This window comes from Planctobacterium marinum (assembly GCF_020687805.1).
Classification (GTDB): Bacteria; Pseudomonadota; Gammaproteobacteria; order Enterobacterales; family Alteromonadaceae; genus Planctobacterium; species Planctobacterium marinum.
On sequence record NZ_JAJEWQ010000003.1, the window covers coordinates 539,938 to 557,025 of the forward strand.

The following is a 17,088-nucleotide window of genomic DNA, read 5'->3' on the forward strand; positions in this document are numbered from 1 at the left end:
GAGGTTATCACTGCTATATTTCAACGCCAGTAAAAGTGTTACTTTTTTCTAACTAAACCATGTGAACATCTCCACATGACAGTAATGAAAAGTAAAAATAGGAGTATGAGGTTAACCGTTCCACCTCCTGAACGACTTATGACATCAACAACCTCTATTTGTTCTTCTGCTACTGTCACCCTGACAATTGCTGTGGATGTTAACACACCATCACTTACTGAATATGTAATGATATCTTCTCCACTAAAGCTTGTAGCAGGAGTATAAGTTAGCGAATAATCGTCGTTGATTTGGACATTGCCATATTGAGCTTCTGCACTCAGTACAAACAACGTATCACCATCTGGATCTGAATCATTAGCTAACACGTTGACGGTTATGCTGGTTTCAAATTCGGTTAAAATACTGTCATCACTGGCAACAGGGTTTTCATTTCCATCGACAAAAACCGACACTACTGCGGTATCTGAAGCCCCCTGAGAATCAGTCACTTCATAAATAACAGTGTCGAGACCGCTATAAGATGGTTCAGGTACATATTTGACCAGATTGTTAGTCAATACGAAAACTCTACCGGAATTGGCTGTAGCACTGATAACAGTCAACACATCACCATCTACGTCTATATCGTTCGCCAGTACATCAATCTCAATTGCTGTTATATTATCCGTCTCAGCAAAATCGTCAAAAGCCCCAGGCGCACGATTACCTTTTATCTGAATAGTGACTACGGCATTTGCTCGTCCACCATTGCCATCACCTATAATGTAATTAACCATATCTCTGCCAGCAAAGCCTATTTTTGCAGTGTAGAGCAATCCGGTAGAAGTAATCTCGACATCTCCAATTTTAGCCTGTGCACTGCGAATAATTAAATCATCGCCATCGGCATCGCTATCGTTTTGTAACACATCAATTTCAATATCAGAATTCCAGGCTAACTGAACGCTATCGTCAACTGCAATCGGTTTAGTATTGTCGCTTATGAAAACAGCCACGCCACCGGGATCCGAGATTGCAGCGTTAGCGACACCGTCCTGGTCATTTGGCCCACCATCGCTAATAAGCAATTGCACGCACCAATGGCCTGCGGTTAATCCTGCCTTATAGTTACTTGCTCCAGGAGGAGGACAATTGCCTTCCGTACCTGCCGCAGAGAAAACTGCATTATTATCGTTGCTAACAAAAGCCCGCCAAAGTTCAGTTTTGGCATTGTACTTTCGGTATACGGCATTCTCCGGTATCGGCTGCGACTGAGGAAGTACAACACGGACGACCTGCCCTATCTTTTGTAAATCATATAGGACAAAATCAAATACCCCCCCAACGTTTTCATAGTTCCTGTCTTCTGGCAAATTATTGGCCAACAGTTCAACTCGCTCACCATGCTGATTTATTCGAGATTGGCGCTGAGCTATATCATCCACGACCACTTGAACACCATTAGAATCATTTGCCGAGGCAGTTTCACCCAGTCGCATGCATACACCCGGTTCAGACTCAACCAGAAACTCAGACTGGTTGCCAACCTGCGAAGCGATAACATTGCAGTCATCAATAGCATCTAAATAGTCTGGTATGCCATCACCGTCGCTATCGCCATACCCTTCCTGAGCATCCGGGATTAGATCACCATCAGTGTCGTCTGTTTCACTCAAAACATTGAGACTTTCCACAACTTCAAATACCACGCTTTCCGTAGCATCGAGAATCGGATCACCATCATCATTGACATACAGCGATACCTCATAACGCCCAATTTCCATTTGTGCTGCATTAAACTCAAAGCGCTCATCTACAGTACTCATATTGCTTATATCATCTGCTGTCCAATCAAACGATAGGGTATTCTGAGGATTGGGATCGCTGACATCTGCAACAATTGTTGTGGCTCCCGCATCTTTGGCTACAACGAATGTAGGAATATCGTCCTGCAACACTGAAAGGGATATAGACGGAGCAATATTATCTTCTGAAATGGTAACAATTGCGGAATGATTGGCACCAGTATTCTGATCATTATTCAGGCTTATGATTATTGTCTCATTAGCTTCAATATCGCCATCAAGGTGAACCTCAAAACTAGCTTGAGCTGATTGACCTTCAGTAAAGACTACGGTTCCTGTACCCATCGATGAATAATCAACACCATTGCCTTCAGCTGTTCCAGATAGTGTATAGTTCACCATATAGGGGTAAAAAGGAGCTTCGCCATTGAGCAGAAACTGAACTTCAAAGGTGCTTCCCTCTGCAGTTGTATCTATCGAACTCAATGAAATAATTGGCAAGATTGTAATCAATTGTTCTGCTGTTGAAGGAGTGCCATAACTGTCTTCTGTTTGCCAGTACAAAGTATGTACGCCGGGCGCAAAGTCCAAATCATCGTCCACAAGACTTACAGGTAGCAGATTGCCTTCGGCATCCACCGCAGATGCGGTTCCCGGATTAACTCGAGTAATAAGCCCGGTGGCGTCTGCTACGATATCCTCAGGTACAGTGATCACTGGCGCATTGATATCTTCGACGCCATTGATAGTCAAACTGACTCGAGCAGTATCATTTTTAGCTTCTATATCGCGAATAGAATAAGTCAACTTTACAGTACCAATAAAACTCGCCCCCAGCGCAACCTGGATCTGGTTGTCGACGACTTGTGCTGTTCCCAATGTTGTAGAAACACGTTGTAGCGTTAACTCATCCGCGTTCGTAGTAATATCGGGATCGATGTCATTAACCAATACATCCAGGGTATAAACCCCCGACTCCACTTGATCCAAAGTAATTTCGTCATTGATTGCATCTGGTTTGTCGTTAACTGCACCAACGTTGATGGTAACGGTAGCCAGTTCTGATGTTAACTCACCGTCACTAACACTAAAGTCAAATGCATCAACTCCATTAAAATCAGCAGAAGGGCTATAGACCCACCCATTATTATCCGCACTTATTGTGCCATTCGAAGGTGGATTAACAATAGTGAAGGTCAAATCATCCTGATTTTCATCAGTTGCATTCGCCTTGATAGTGACTGAGTTGTCCTCTTTGGTACTTACTTCTGAGCTAGTTGCCACAGGCGCTGTGTTGCTGTTAACAACTCGGATACTAAAAGACGGCAAGTCTGTCTGGTCCGTGCCATCAGAAGCACTGACTTGAATATCTGCATACTCCCCTATGTCTTCTTGCAGCGGTGTTCCGTTGAGAACCCCAGTTTGCTCATCAAAGCTCAGCCACCCCGGTAAATTTACAACACTAAACAACAGCAAATCACCATCAGCATCGCTGGCAGAAGGGGAGAAGCGATACACTTTCCCCTGCGTCACTGTCGTACGAGGACGACCACTTATCACTGGAGCGGAGTTCTGTGCTATAACCTCAATACTGAATTTAGGTAGAGCTACACTGTCATTAACATTATCTGTCACTTTGATTTCAATCTCAGAAAAGACGCCCACATCATCGGTGCCTGGTGTCCCCCGCAATCGCCCAGAATTGGGATTAAATGACGCCCATGAAGGTTTATTGACGACAGAGAATACTAAATCATCTCCATCGGCATCAGACACTGATGGTGTAAAACTATACTGTTCTCCATTGGCAACCGAAGTAATAGGGCTGCCAGAGATCGTTGGTGCGCTATTGAACGACAAAACTTCCACTGAAAAACTTGCCAGGGAAACACTATCTTGTCCATCACTTACTGAAATTACGATATTGCGGTACACACCAACATCAGACTGTAATGGTGTTCCCGACAACCTTCCAGTTAATGGATCAAACGATAACCAGCCTGGAGCATTGGCAACACTAAACAGTAGCGTGTCATCATTTTCATCAGAAGCTACGGGGATAAACTCATAGCTATTACCTGTTGTAACAGTTGTTTCTGGAGTACCTGAAATCTCTGGCGGCATATTATCGCAGATCTCACAGACCCTGATGCTAAAGGTGGGCAGTGATACGGTATTTAACCCATCAGTTACGGAAACAATGATCCCGGGAAAAGTACCAATATTCGCAGGACCAGGCGAGCCAGATAGTGCGCCTGACAAAACGTCAAAGCTTGCCCAAGAGGGTAAGTTACTAATTGAAAAGCGCAAATCGTCACCATCTTGATCGAGCGCTTCAGGGACAAAACTGTAAGCTTCACCCACTGGCGCAACCACTTTAGGTGCTCCCAGTATCTCAGGTGCACTATTGACTAAAACTTCAATTTCGAATGGTGCCAATTCAGCAGATAGCTCTCCGTCTGATACCTTGACTATTATTCCACCGTATATGCCTGCGTCTTCAGAGGATGGCGTTCCTGAAAGATTACCGGTACTGACATCAAAAGCTGTCCAGTTAGGGCGATTTTCAATACTGAAAGTCAAAACTTCAGAATCAATATCTGAAGCTTGAGGTTCAAAATTATAGCCTTTTAATACTTTCACTCGTCCCAATGGTATGCCAGATATCTCAGGTGCATCATTTACCGGCGTAACGTTGATAGTTACGTTGGCAATGTTTGAATCAGATTCACCGTCATTTGCAACATAACTAAAGCTATCGGTAATACCGGAAACATCTTGATTTGGTACATAGGTTGCTGTATTTCCATCAAGTAGAATTGTCCCATAGCTCACTGATTCAATAATACTGAATGTAACTGAATCACCGTCAGCGTCAGATGCCTCCAAAATTATTCCAACGCTCGCATCTTCAGCCACCGAAACAGTTTGATTATCTGCAACAGGAGCACTGTTAGCGTTTATCACTTCAATCACAAATGCTGGTAAACTGGCGCTCAGCTCTCCATCTGAAACGGAAATAACAATTCCCGGATATTCACCAACATCACCATTTCCCGGCACCCCAGACAGTACCCCCGTTTGTGTATCGAAAGCTAACCAGCCCGGTTGATTAGCTATCATAAACGTTAAGGAATCACCATTCGGGTCTGTGGCCGATGGTACAAATTGGTACGATTGATTCTCAATTGCAACCGTTGTAGGGTTGCCGCTAATCGACGGAGCGTCATTAATTTCGGTAACTTCAATCGAAAACGCAGCAAGCGAATCTGCCAATTGTCCATCTGAAACAGTTATAACAATATTTGAAAATATTCCAACATCTGAACTCGATGGTGTTCCAGTTAACACTCCTGTTGTGGTATCAAAAGCAGCCCATTCAGGTGAATTCACAATTGACCAAGTGAAAGAGTTACTATCTACATCTGAAACCTCTGGGTTAAACTCATAGCGACTTCCTTGAATCACCCTTGTTGCAGGAGTACCAGAAATTGCCGGCGCATCATTAACCGGGCTAACAATGATGCCAAACGATGGAAGTGAGATGGTTTCTAAACCATCAGTTACCGAAATCACAATACCACTGTAAGTGCCGACATCGTCGTTCCCAGGCACGCCAGCAAGGTTTCCGGTGTTTATATTGAAATTCGCCCAGGCTGGTAAATTAAGAATACTAAATGTCAGTGAATCTCCATCAATATCTAATGCCGACGGAGTAAAGCTGTAATTTTCATCCTCATTTACCTGAGTCGCAGGCAAACCCGAAATTGCGGGAGCATCATTAACATTGGTCACGGTAATACTAAAACCGGTTAAGTTAGCAGAATACGTACCATCTGAAACTGAAATCTGAACATCATTATAGATACCAACATTATCATTGCCGGGTATTCCTGATAGTTCACCGGATGTATCATCAAAAACGGTCCATTCAGGTTGATTTTGAATAGAGAAAGATAGGGCGTCACCGTCAACATCAAAAGAGACTGGCGTAAAACTATATTGCCCCCCTTGCTCCACTGTATCCACGGCGATACCAGAAATAGTCGGTTGATCGTTTACAGGAATAATAGCCAGACTAATATTGCTTGCTGCACCGTCCACCAGCCCATCGTTGGCTACAATGGTCAAGGTATCGTCAGAGTCGTCATTATGCGCGGAGAGGTACGACAACTCTGATGGTGAGCTTAACAAGGTAGTTAAATCAGCTACATCACCCATTAGCTTGAGTGTTCTACTCTCATCCCCAGAGATTGTCACATTATTATGACTCCCATCTCCACTTGCGATAAACAACGTGCCCTTTGTCACATTGAAGGTCAACGTCAATTCATCGTTCTCGGAGTCGGACAAAACCATACCAGTCAAATCCAGGTTGCTTCGCTGGTCTTCAACAACACTAATTTCAACAGGTGTACCTTCCAATGAAGGTAAATCGTTAACCGAAATTGAAGTACTGGTTGCAGATGATAAATTGCCACTAGTGGCGAGCAGGTTGAATGTTTCATTACCTGAATCAGAAACGGTGTAAGTAACATTTAGTCCGTCAGCGGCAGCCAGTCCAGCATTGAAATTTAGTGTCACTGTTGCAATATCAAAGTCAGAGTCATTGTCTGCACTTAGTTGCGCAGTGCCCTGTCCGTTGGTTTCACTCAGAACAACGCTTCCGTTGTAATCTTCATCTACAAGTCCCTGTGCATCAACTGCTGCCAGTACCGGTACAGTAGTAAAATCGGTGGAAGTTTTGGCGTTAATAGCGACGGGACTAGGTTCGGTCTGGAAGGATACACGTGTTGCGACAACATCTGAAATCACTTGTGACGATGCAGGTTGCATACTTGTCCGACTATCTAAGCTGACAGCTGCCTGCAAAACAAACGATTCGTTATCCTCAGTTGCCGTGTAAACCAGGTTGCTAAATGTTGCGATACCACCCGAAGCCATTGTGGAGTTGCCGGTTAAAGTACCGTCACTGGACTCAGATAGACTCACCTGGTTGTCAAAATCTGTATCAAGATTACCATAGGTATCCTGAGCACGAAGTACCGGCTGATTAGTAAGCGCGAGACCAGAAACCGAACCCGCTGGCTCGGTACTGAAAACCAACTCAGTGGCGCTGATATCAAGGGTCAGTGGGAAATTTGATGTGGATAACACACCAGTACTACCAATTCCTGAACTGTAATTCGCAACCTGAATGTCCTGTGTAGGATCAACGGACACTATCAAGGTTGAATTATCTACTAGCTCTGAGGTTTGATTAAGGAAAACATTTAACGTCAAAACGCCACTAGTTTCACCGTTGGCCACAACGATAGGCGACGAGAATGTAACCACTCCGTTATTATAAGCCCCTGATTGAGTTTCTCCTAAGGTATTTGATGACGTGGCATAAGTTAACAAGAAACTTACTGAGCTAACATCCATCGTGCCAGTTACGTCAAATGCAATACTGTTTATGGTTGTATCAACGCCATCATCACCCGAATCTTTCAGCCGCAAAGTATAGTAGCTTGCAGCGTTAGAAGTCGTGTTATTGGTCACTTCTAAATTGCCATTGATACTAAAAAAGGTAATGGTAGAGTCAAGGTCAAGCGCCGTAAAGCTCAACGTAATCTGAGCCACACTGGAATCGTCTTCACCGTCATTCAATGTAATGCCTATAGTGCGATTACCCTCCGTGGGGGAATTACTATTGGTATTGTTATATGTCAAAGCATTGAGCAAACTGGAAACGCGACTCAGGGTCGCTTTACTGTTGAAGTTCACGATAAAATCATTGCCCTCTGACACAGCGCTACCCAAGGTACCAATTACTGTGTTGTCTACGGTAACATTGGCGCCGCTATTTAAGCTGGCCAGGGTAACGGTATTGCTTACCGACAATAAATCTTCTGTGGATGCCCCTCCTGCCGTAATAGCGACGGTTAGACTCCCGCCATCGAGGTTGCCATCATCCACATCTGTAGCAACAGCATTGCTACTGGCATCTATTAATACCACTCCACCATTTTGCACAAAGCTAACAGTATCACCATCTAAATTGCTAATCACTGGCGCATCATTGACCGCTGTGACGTCTACACTAATCGACTGCAATTCCACATCACCACTTCCGTCATTATCATTGACTGTAATAGTAATGGTGGCCAAATCGGAACCACTCTGATCAGAGCTGGGAGCGTATTGAATGTTTGTTGAGCCTGACAAATAAGTATTTATTTCAGCTATGGTACCTGAAAGAGTTATAACATTATTGCTAATGGACACAGACACATTGCTGGGAACAGCAGTAAAATTGCTTGCGGGACGGCCCGCCGGTAAAGACAAGGTTCCTGAATCAGTTGAAATTTTCAGTATCAGGGACGCACTGTCTTCATCAGAAAGTGATAGTGAAGAAAGATCCAAATTACCCGGCTGATCTTCCTGGAAACTAAAATCAGTGGGAGGCAACGAGAAAACAATGCTGTCCAGCCCCGGCGCAAAATGGCCAGAACTACTTGTAATTGTAAAGCTGGTAATGCCTAACCACCCCCTAAGATCCACCAATGCTCCGGCGTCGTCAGCTGTAAAATCACTTGATGATAGAGTTATCGTCTCGCCTCTTTGCCCTGTAGGAGTCAATGTCAGACTCTGTGGTGCACTTCCAACTTTGAAAAAATACACCAAAGATTCCAGATTCACTTTCTGGTCAAACGATACAGTCACCAAGCTAGTTGCAGAATCTGCATTAGAATAAAGGGCTTCTTCTGTACTACCGCCAAAGGTGTCCAGGTCACTATTCACCCAATTCCCTGTATCCAGGGTCACGTTCATGGTTCTACTATCAACTGTCTCTGTATACACCAATGCAGAACCGATGCTACCGTCGGTCATATCAAATTCAGCAATCGTACCGGTGATCAGGCGCGGAGCATCATTTACCGACGTAATATTCACCGCAATATTCTGAGTATCAGCCTGCTCTGTGCCGTCACTTAATAGCAATGACAAAATCATTGCGGATACATGATTTTTGGGTGGTAAAATCGCAATGGCATCAGGGAAATCTAAATAATTGGTTAACGCCGCTGCCTGACCGCTTAATCGGATAGAGGTTGGCCCTAACGGTGTGACTGTGACATTATCGGCACTGCCCTTAGGAGAAACTACTCGACCTGTATTCATTGAAACCGTTAAAGTTAATGTATCATCTTCCGCGTCAGCAATAACAACTTCACTGAAATCGACTTGCCCTTTAACATCCTCCGACAAACTTGTTGATGCAGGTACCCCGGTTATAGAGGGTACGGCATTCTCAACAATAGCAATACTGATAGCCTGCGGAGTTATTTCACTGGCATTATTGGTTGTCACTGATTCAACGGCTATAGCAACCGTTTCGTTATCATCAGCCACAGAGTCACTAACTGCAGTCACAGTAAAACTACTACTGCTAGCGTTCGCCGAGATAGTGAGTGAATTCGAGGTAAGTCCGTTAATGCTGTAATCAGAATTCTCAGTTGCTGTCGAGCCGGCAAAAGACATTGCCAAAGTAACATCTGCAGGAGTCGTAAATGGTTGATTCTGTGCATCTGTCAAAGCAAGGGTAACCGTGGCCTGTTCCGCTGATTCTTCGGTGAGGTTCGATTGATCACTCGACAGTCTGATCCCTGGCAAGGTGACAAAGTTCCAGGTAGTGTTATTGGAAATCCCAGTAAAATTATTACCCGCCGTATCCTGTAACAGTCCAGAACTAACCTGCACCGCATAGTAGGTACCAACTTTTAAATCTGAATCTAATTCAATAGTCAGGGAATTAACACTAAAACTTGCGGTTCCAGGACCTGTCAAATTCCCTGCTGACACACTAAATGTCAATGTGTCGACTATATTCCCGTTTGGCGAGAGTTCGTATACCAATAGGCTGCCGGCAGAAGCACTGTTAAGCTGAACATTCTCACTAAACGTTAAAATCAAATTACTGTTATATGCAACCCCAATCGCGTCGTCCATTGGTGTCGTACTGGATAGCACAGGGCTAGTAGAGTCAGAAGTAAAACTCAGTTGCGTAGCTGCTGAATTATTATTCCCGGCAGAATCGGTAGCTATTGCGGAGGGTACATCGACGGTCACAGCGCCATCGGTCGAGGCAGCGATAGCCGCAGTATAGACCGAAGCACTAGTACTGGAAAAGTTACTCGCAGAACCATTTCCAATGCTGATATCATTGACGGTGAACCCTGAAACAGCTTCAGTGAATGTGAATGTGACGATAGTATTGCCTTGCGCCAGTGAGTCCTGAGCACTCAAAGAAAGACCAGGTGCTGTCGTATCGTAGTTAACAGAATATTGTGTTGCTGCACTGCTGGAATTACCCGCAGAATCCGTGCCCGCATCAGCTGCAACATCAATAGTAACCTGCCCTTCGGTGGTCGGAGTAATTGTTGCTGTATAGACCGCCCCACTATTCTGATTAAAATTACTGACAGTACCATTATTCACCGAAATATCACCGCTACCAAAGCCTGTCACTGTCTCAGAGAAGGTAAAAGTGGTAATAAAGGCGGCATTAACATCCGTGGACGGACTGCTAATAGTAACGGTTGGCTTTGTTGCATCGTACACCATACCATAGCCAGGTGCTGCCGTGTTGCCATTACCCGCAGAGTCCTGTGCAGAATTCTCAGCCAGATTACCGGTAACATCACCATCATTGCTGGGCGACACTGTTACGGTATAAACACTAGCACTATTGGCACTAAAATTACTTAGCGAAGCATTGGTAAACGTCAGATCATCAATGGTAAATCCGGTCACATCTTCACTAAAGGTAACAGTGACAGGAAATGATGAGTTGTAGGGGTTTGCCACGAAGTCAACGATACTGACAGTTGGTGCAGTATTGTCTACACTGAATGTGGGGGACGGTCCGGCTGAGCCTGCCTGCCTATCACCATTACGTGCTGTACCAGCCTCAATACTTATACCTAAAGTCCCGTCACCCGCGATGTTAGTCAGGTTCACAACCGGGCTGTTAGTTGTACCGTCAGTAACCGTAATAGTTGCACTGGCATCACCTGTTGCATTCAATGCAATACTCGTTGGTGTAAGGCTGGTTTGTTCTGAATTACTATACGTAATATCAAAAGTAACAGGACCGCTATTTACAATACCAGTACTGGGTGACCCGATAACTAAACTAGGTGTCGGAATTTCAGGTGACGATTCGTATACAATTGACAATTGTGTCGCCGCTGGATTTTTCACTGAACCATCAACCGCATCATCCACAACATTAGCAGGCAAATCGACCGTTACCGTGCCGTCAGCACTCGGAGAGAGTGTCGCTGAATAATTGCTTCCAGACCCAGCCAAATTACTGATTGTACCATTGCTTACAGACAGATCAGATTCAATGAAATTAACAACATCTCGGCTAAAGGATATAAACAAAGGGATATCAGAGGACGATGTTGGCGATGACTCGCTTGTACTAAGTAGTACAGTCAGCGGCACGACATTTAAAAAAGTACTTGAAGCACTAAATGTGGTATTTGCACTATTCACAGTGGCTGAGCCTTGGGACGTACTGCTATTGTATATACCGTCAGTATTGGCAGGTATTGCTACAGTGACATCAAAGCTACAGTTTGAGCCGGTCTGAAGTTCACCTCCAGAAAAACTCAAATTTGTCGTCCCTGTCACAGTACTAGAACCATTACATGGCGTAGATGGCAATGCTCCATTAACGACTGTACCGCTAATAATTGCCGACAGATCATGAGAAAACTGAATTGCCGTCGCAGCAGAGGCATTAGCATCATTGCTAATAGTATATCTGATAACCACATCAGAAGATGGTAGTGCAGGATCTGAGAGAAATTGGTGACTAATGCTCAGGCCAGTAACTGCAAAGTTACCGGAAACAGAAGCAGAGGTAACATTTGAACTTGAAACGGTTGCATTTACAATGGAGGTGGAGATCGTCACGGAACCGGCTCCAGCGCTGGACGGAACAAGTGCAGTGACAGTGATATTACATGATTCTCCTGCCGACATCGTAATGCCCGTTGCCGAAAGGTTGGATGTACCAGAAATTGATGAGCCGCTGCCACAAACATCATTTTGTGCACTGCTAACAGCCGCCAGCCCTGCAAGCGCTGTGTCTAAGTTAACCGTAAATCCAACATTTGTGGCATCAGCTGTAGCATTTTCACTGTAATTTAACGAAAAGTTTAATGTAATCGTTCCACCTGGAACGACGTTTCCTTCTGCGACAGAAAAGCTCATAGACGGAGCTGCTACTACAGACAATTGAGTACTCGCTTCGCCAATCCCCAAACTGGTTCCAGACACCGTTGCTGTACCACTTGACGACGAAAAACTGTAAGTTCCAGACTGAGCGTTGTCTGGCACAGTTAGCACCACATCAAATGTGCAATTCGCACCAGCACTAAGACTACCACTATTCATAGAAAAACCCGTAATCGTCCCAGAACTTTCACTTATTGTAGAAGAGGAAGAGCCTGAGCCACAATAGTTAGCAGTAGGTAAGGTTTTGGCAACGAAGCCAGCCAACCCATCCGTCGTAAGTACAGAAAAAGTGATGTCGGAAACAGGGTTTGCAGAATCGGTATTTGTAACGTTAAACCGCAATGTTACATCCTCTTCAGGTGCTACTGATGAAGACAAAAATTGCATAGACAGCAATGGCGCTTTTCTCACCCTGAGCGTTGCGCTTGCTGCTGTGGACGTAGTGGCAACACCTCGGGTCAAATTAATAGTACTGGAGGTAAATGTATAATCGCCCGCAGCAGCATTTGAAGGAACCAATACAGTTACAGAAAAAGTACATGTATCTTCAGACGCCAGACTAACATTGGTCACACTTAAATTAGATGAACCGGAGATTGTTGACCCTGCACCACAGAACCCTGAGGAAGGTAACACGGTTGCGACGAGGCCGGAAAGTGTTGCATTTAAATCAGCGGTGAAGTTCAACCCATCTATATTGTTTTCTCGGTCAATATTAACCAACTCAAAATCAAGTGTTATTGTCTCACCCGGGGAGGCCTCTTCAGAAAAACTCGCGGCCATTACTGAACCGTTGGTTATTGAATTTTCCACCGCTACCAAAGTACTTGCAGGACCACTTGTACCGGCCGAAGAAGATAGTGTACCGGTTTCAAGGTGATAACTACCAATTTCAGCAGGCGCTTTAACATTCACCGTTGCTGTACAGGATGCACCAGCATTCACTTCCACATCATTGGCCGTAACCGACTGGCCACTGGTAGAAATAGCAAACGATCCTAAGACGAAAGTGGAAATGGTTCTCAATGGACAATTGTGTGAAAACTCAGGACTCGTAGCTAATTCAAAGCCATTATTTAGAAGATGAGTAAAATCGACAAATGTTGCATTGGAACCACTATGGGAGTTGTCAATTGTATATGTAAGAGTGGTTATATCGCCCGGAGATACAGAGACCGGAGAGGCAGACAACGACAGTGAAGGAAGTGAGCTGGAGACAGTGATATCAGCATTAGCAGTAGTGTGGCTTCCTGCACCAGAAGTCAAAGTACCTGTCGTCAGGCTATGTGTTCCTACTGTTGTGCTTGTCACTACCAGTGAATAGGTACAGGAAACACCCGTTCCTATGCGACCACCTGAGAGGGAAATACTGGTGCCGCCCCCGGGTGCAGATATTTGAGCCGAGTGGCAATCGGTAGTCGCATTGGGTGATGCCGAAATTGATACTCCTGCCGGTAAGGTTGCACTGAATGCGGCTTCACTTAACGCAGTATCATTAGAGGTATTGTCTATTGTAAATGTCAGTGTAGAGCTGGCACCGGGCGCAATCGTTGAGGGAGAAAATGCTGCCGTAAAATTTGGATCTCCAGCCAAAACCTCACCTGGTTTCACCAAGCTCAGAAATAACACAAGCGCTGCTATAAAATTGCGATAGAATCGAGATTGCAGTGACATAATGATTTTAATTGTAATTCGAATATAAGATGGATTGCTGATTACTATAGAAAATAACCAGTGTTCACGCTACGATTTTGAAGTAAAAACTACAAATTTCATACTAATTACTCTGCACAGGTGTTTCTAAAATGACTAATTCCACAGTGTTCACATTATTTGCCTTTATTTTTAGTGGGTATTGTCACGCTGAGAGACTCATTCAGTATAACGGTAGTCTTATTTACGCTAATATATCGAATACCCTGAATTTAAAGGCAACTGTTGATCAATATTTGTGGCAAAACAATGAAGAGTTCATCAAATTCAGATTTGAGGAAAAAGATATTCCGGCGGCTCAATTAAATCAACTCGCACAAGCTCGTGCTCTGAACAGTATAAATATGACAACCATCCCAAAGCCTGATTCATTGAGATTGAATGAAAAGGTTTTAGTTGTCAGAGAGCTTATTGCCGACTCCAATTTTTTACGGTTTCACCTGGTGGATGGGCAAGGAGCAACCAGTTTTCAACTACAACTTAGTTTACCGGAGAGACTCTTTATAAAACACGAGCGAGAGATTGCCTATATGTTTGAAAGTGTTGAATGGCAACTATCTGAATTACTAACGTTATCGACTTCCCCTTGCATCAAAATTGAGAATATGCGCGGATTTAAAATTACGCAGAAACACGAAAATTCACTGGTACTGCGCAGCAACAATCAACATGAATACCTTAATGATGTGCTATTGATTATCAGCCTATTGCCACACACCTCAGGTAAACATAATCTTGAGGAACGCAGTAAAAGCGAACTAATGAACTCTAAATCTCTCGTTGAACTTAATTTACTAAAGACCTCGAACACCACTACAGAATCTGGAGAAAATACTAAAATCTTCGCTACTGCAGTCATGGCTAAAGAAAATACTAGTATAGATCTAATCCAATCTTCTAAAGTTATAGCCAATCGGGTAATTTTAACGCAACTAATCGCAGTAAAAGGGTTGCACAGCTTTTTAAGGTTGGAAGAGGAAATAGATAAAGTCATAGAGTATATTTATGTCGATGCGCCTCACTTTAGGCCGTAACTAAGTAGAAAAAATTCCATCTTTTTTGATAATAAAAATGGAAAATTATCTAAAACTGTTTATATTGACGGCATGAGCTTTACTCCAGACGTCACGTTGACATAATTCAAGAATACCGCAGGTCTTTTATATGCTTAGGTTATCATCAACTATCATTTTGTTGCTTGTTTGTACCTCGACGCTAGGCTCTGATTTGTTTGAGCTAAGCAAATCGGAACAACCAGATAAAGAATTAATCAAAGCGTCTATGTCGAGTTCGATGATTTCCTTTCAAATTGGCACCACCAGCCACGGAGGTACGGTTTCGATTTCAGGTCCTGACGGTATTTTCATGACCGAAGCGTTTGAAGGTCAGTCAACAACCATAAACTTACTTAATAGCTTGAAAAAATTGCCCCCGGGTCGATACACCTACACAATTAAGGCCCATGTTGGAAACCTTAGACTAGTGCAAGACACTATCGACAATGGCAGAGGGGAAGATAATTTCACTTATGCTGGTACCCCAATTTCTCATAGCGGCAGTTTTGTGGTGAATTCAGGTAGTATTCAATCCTTCTCGCAAATTAAAGAGGCAAGTAATAATGATGAGTGGTAATCGGAGTGTGAGAATATCCAAAATTATTGCTTACTTGCAGAGCGTAGTTGTAAGTTCACTACTGTTAAACAGTCAAACTATTCTGGCCGATCAGTTATTCAATGACGATATAGTAGTCAAAGGTAGTATTTGTGTAGGTGTCGATTGTAACTCCGGTGAGAACTTTAACTTCGACACTATCCGAATGAAAGAAAATAACCTCAGAATCAGGTTTATTGACACCAGTAGTTCTGGGGGGTTCCCTACCAGGGATTGGCAAATCACCGCAAATGACTCTGCAAATGGTGGATTGAATAAATTTTCAATTGAAAACATTGACGGTCAGACTGTCCCTTTTACAATTTTGGATGGTGCAGAGTCAAACTCCTTGTATATCCATATGAACAACCGTATTGGGTTAGGAACAACATCGCCAGCGATGCAGTTGCACTCCGTCACAGGAAATAGCCCAACAATAAGACTTGAACAGGATGGCTCTTCAGGTTTTGCTGCGCAGGCTTGGGATATTGGAAGTAACGAAACCAATTTTTTTGTGAGAGATGTAAGTAATAATTCCCAGTTACCTTTCAGAATCAGGGCTGGTGCACCAAATGGTGCGTTGTATGTAGATACTGATGGTGACATAGGGTTAGGCACCCTCTCTCCTGATGGCATTTTCGACCTTGCCCATCCATCAGATGCTAATAATCATGCTGTGTTGGTGTCCTCCTCAGGAAATTTTGGGATCAACATCGACAATAGTTTTTCCCCCAGAGGCTTGCTTGATGTGCAAACAACTGGGGTCTATCGCGCCTGATGGTTCAAAGCGATGGTAAAGTAGCAGTTGGACTAAGCACTGCCGGAACAGCAAATGGAATATTTGATGTGCAAACGTCAGGTGTGTCAAAGTTTTTGGTGGCTGACGACGGTGATATTGCAATTGGAAAGTCCTCTGTTTCAGGCTCGAACCGGCTAGAAGTTCGCAATAGTGGTAATACTAAAGATCTAATGGCCTTAACAGATACTGGTGAACTTGCGCTCGGTACGTTGTCATTTCCCACTGTTTCTTTGATTGAGCCGACACTTATATTAAAAGGGAAAGAAAGCACACATCACGGAATTTTAGTAGATACACCTACCACTGATTATACGGGTTCACTTATATTCGCAAAGAACGGTACTGCAAATTGGTTCTTAAGCTCGCGCAATAATTTTACCAACGGCAACGACAGGTTTGTGATATTTAACAAAAGTATTGTTGAGGTCATGTCATTTGAGCAAAGTGGAAAGATTGGACTTGGGGTGGTTTCAGTATCAGCAGGAAATGCAATTGAGCACAGCAATGGAGCAGCGCTCACGACTGGTGGCGCATGGACAAACGGGTCCAGCAGGGAAACTAAGAATCATGTTGTTGCATTGGCTTATGAAGATGCATATAAGGCCCTTGAGGAACTAGAGCCTGTTACCTTTGAATATAAAAAAGAACCTGGCGAAACATATGTTGGTTTTATCGCTGAAGACGCACCTGAGTTAGTTGCTACAAATAACAGAAAAGGGATAGCATCGATGGACGTCGTGGCCGTTTTGACTAAAGTCGTGCAGGATCAAAACAAGACAATTAGAGAATTAAATGAGCGACTTGCCAAACTAGAACGGGGCAGTAATTAAAATAAACAGGGCA

5 protein-coding genes are annotated in these 17,088 nt (G+C 43.8%); 4 read left to right on the top strand and 1 reads right to left on the bottom strand.

The annotated features are described in order from the left end of the window. Positions 1-38: 38 nt before the first annotated feature. On the bottom strand, positions 39-13,676 hold the full coding sequence (locus LJ740_RS12115; RefSeq protein WP_229529351.1) for a tandem-95 repeat protein: 13,638 nt from the start codon (positions 13,674-13,676) through the stop codon (positions 39-41). Positions 13,677-13,888: 212 nt separating this feature from the next. On the opposite strand from LJ740_RS12115, the gene LJ740_RS12120 reads away from it, so the two are divergent. The 4 genes from LJ740_RS12120 to LJ740_RS12135 all read left to right on the top strand — a co-directional run bounded on the left by LJ740_RS12120 (position 13,889) and on the right by LJ740_RS12135 (position 17,075). Further along, a complete protein-coding gene (locus LJ740_RS12120) occupies positions 13,889-14,830 on the top strand; it encodes a hypothetical protein (RefSeq protein ID WP_229529352.1) in 942 nt (313 codons plus the stop codon). Between the two features lie 130 nt (positions 14,831-14,960). Continuing rightward, complete coding sequence (locus LJ740_RS12125) at positions 14,961-15,428, top strand: hypothetical protein (protein ID WP_229529353.1); 468 nt, start codon at positions 14,961-14,963, stop codon at positions 15,426-15,428. A gap of 7 nt (positions 15,429-15,435) precedes the next feature. Next, positions 15,436-16,224 (top strand): hypothetical protein, encoded by a 789-nt coding sequence (locus LJ740_RS12130; protein WP_229529354.1) that lies wholly within the window; start codon positions 15,436-15,438, stop codon positions 16,222-16,224. Next, the gene (locus tag LJ740_RS12135; protein WP_229529355.1) at positions 16,224-17,075 is read left to right on the top strand and encodes a tail fiber domain-containing protein; all 852 of its coding nucleotides are present in this window, start codon (positions 16,224-16,226) and stop codon (positions 17,073-17,075) included. Before LJ740_RS12130 ends, LJ740_RS12135 begins: the two co-directional genes overlap by 1 nt. The last annotated feature ends 13 nt before the right edge of the window (positions 17,076-17,088 follow it).

What these genes read in the sequence shown, in the direction of transcription:
- LJ740_RS12120 (WP_229529352.1), top strand. Translation starts at nt 13,889, where the DNA reads ATGACTAATTCCACAGTGTTCACATTATTTGCCTTTATTTTTAGTGGG.
- LJ740_RS12125 (WP_229529353.1), top strand. Translation starts at nt 14,961, where the DNA reads ATGCTTAGGTTATCATCAACTATCATTTTGTTGCTTGTTTGTACCTCG.
- LJ740_RS12135 (WP_229529355.1), top strand. Translation starts at nt 16,224, where the DNA reads ATGGTTCAAAGCGATGGTAAAGTAGCAGTTGGACTAAGCACTGCCGGA.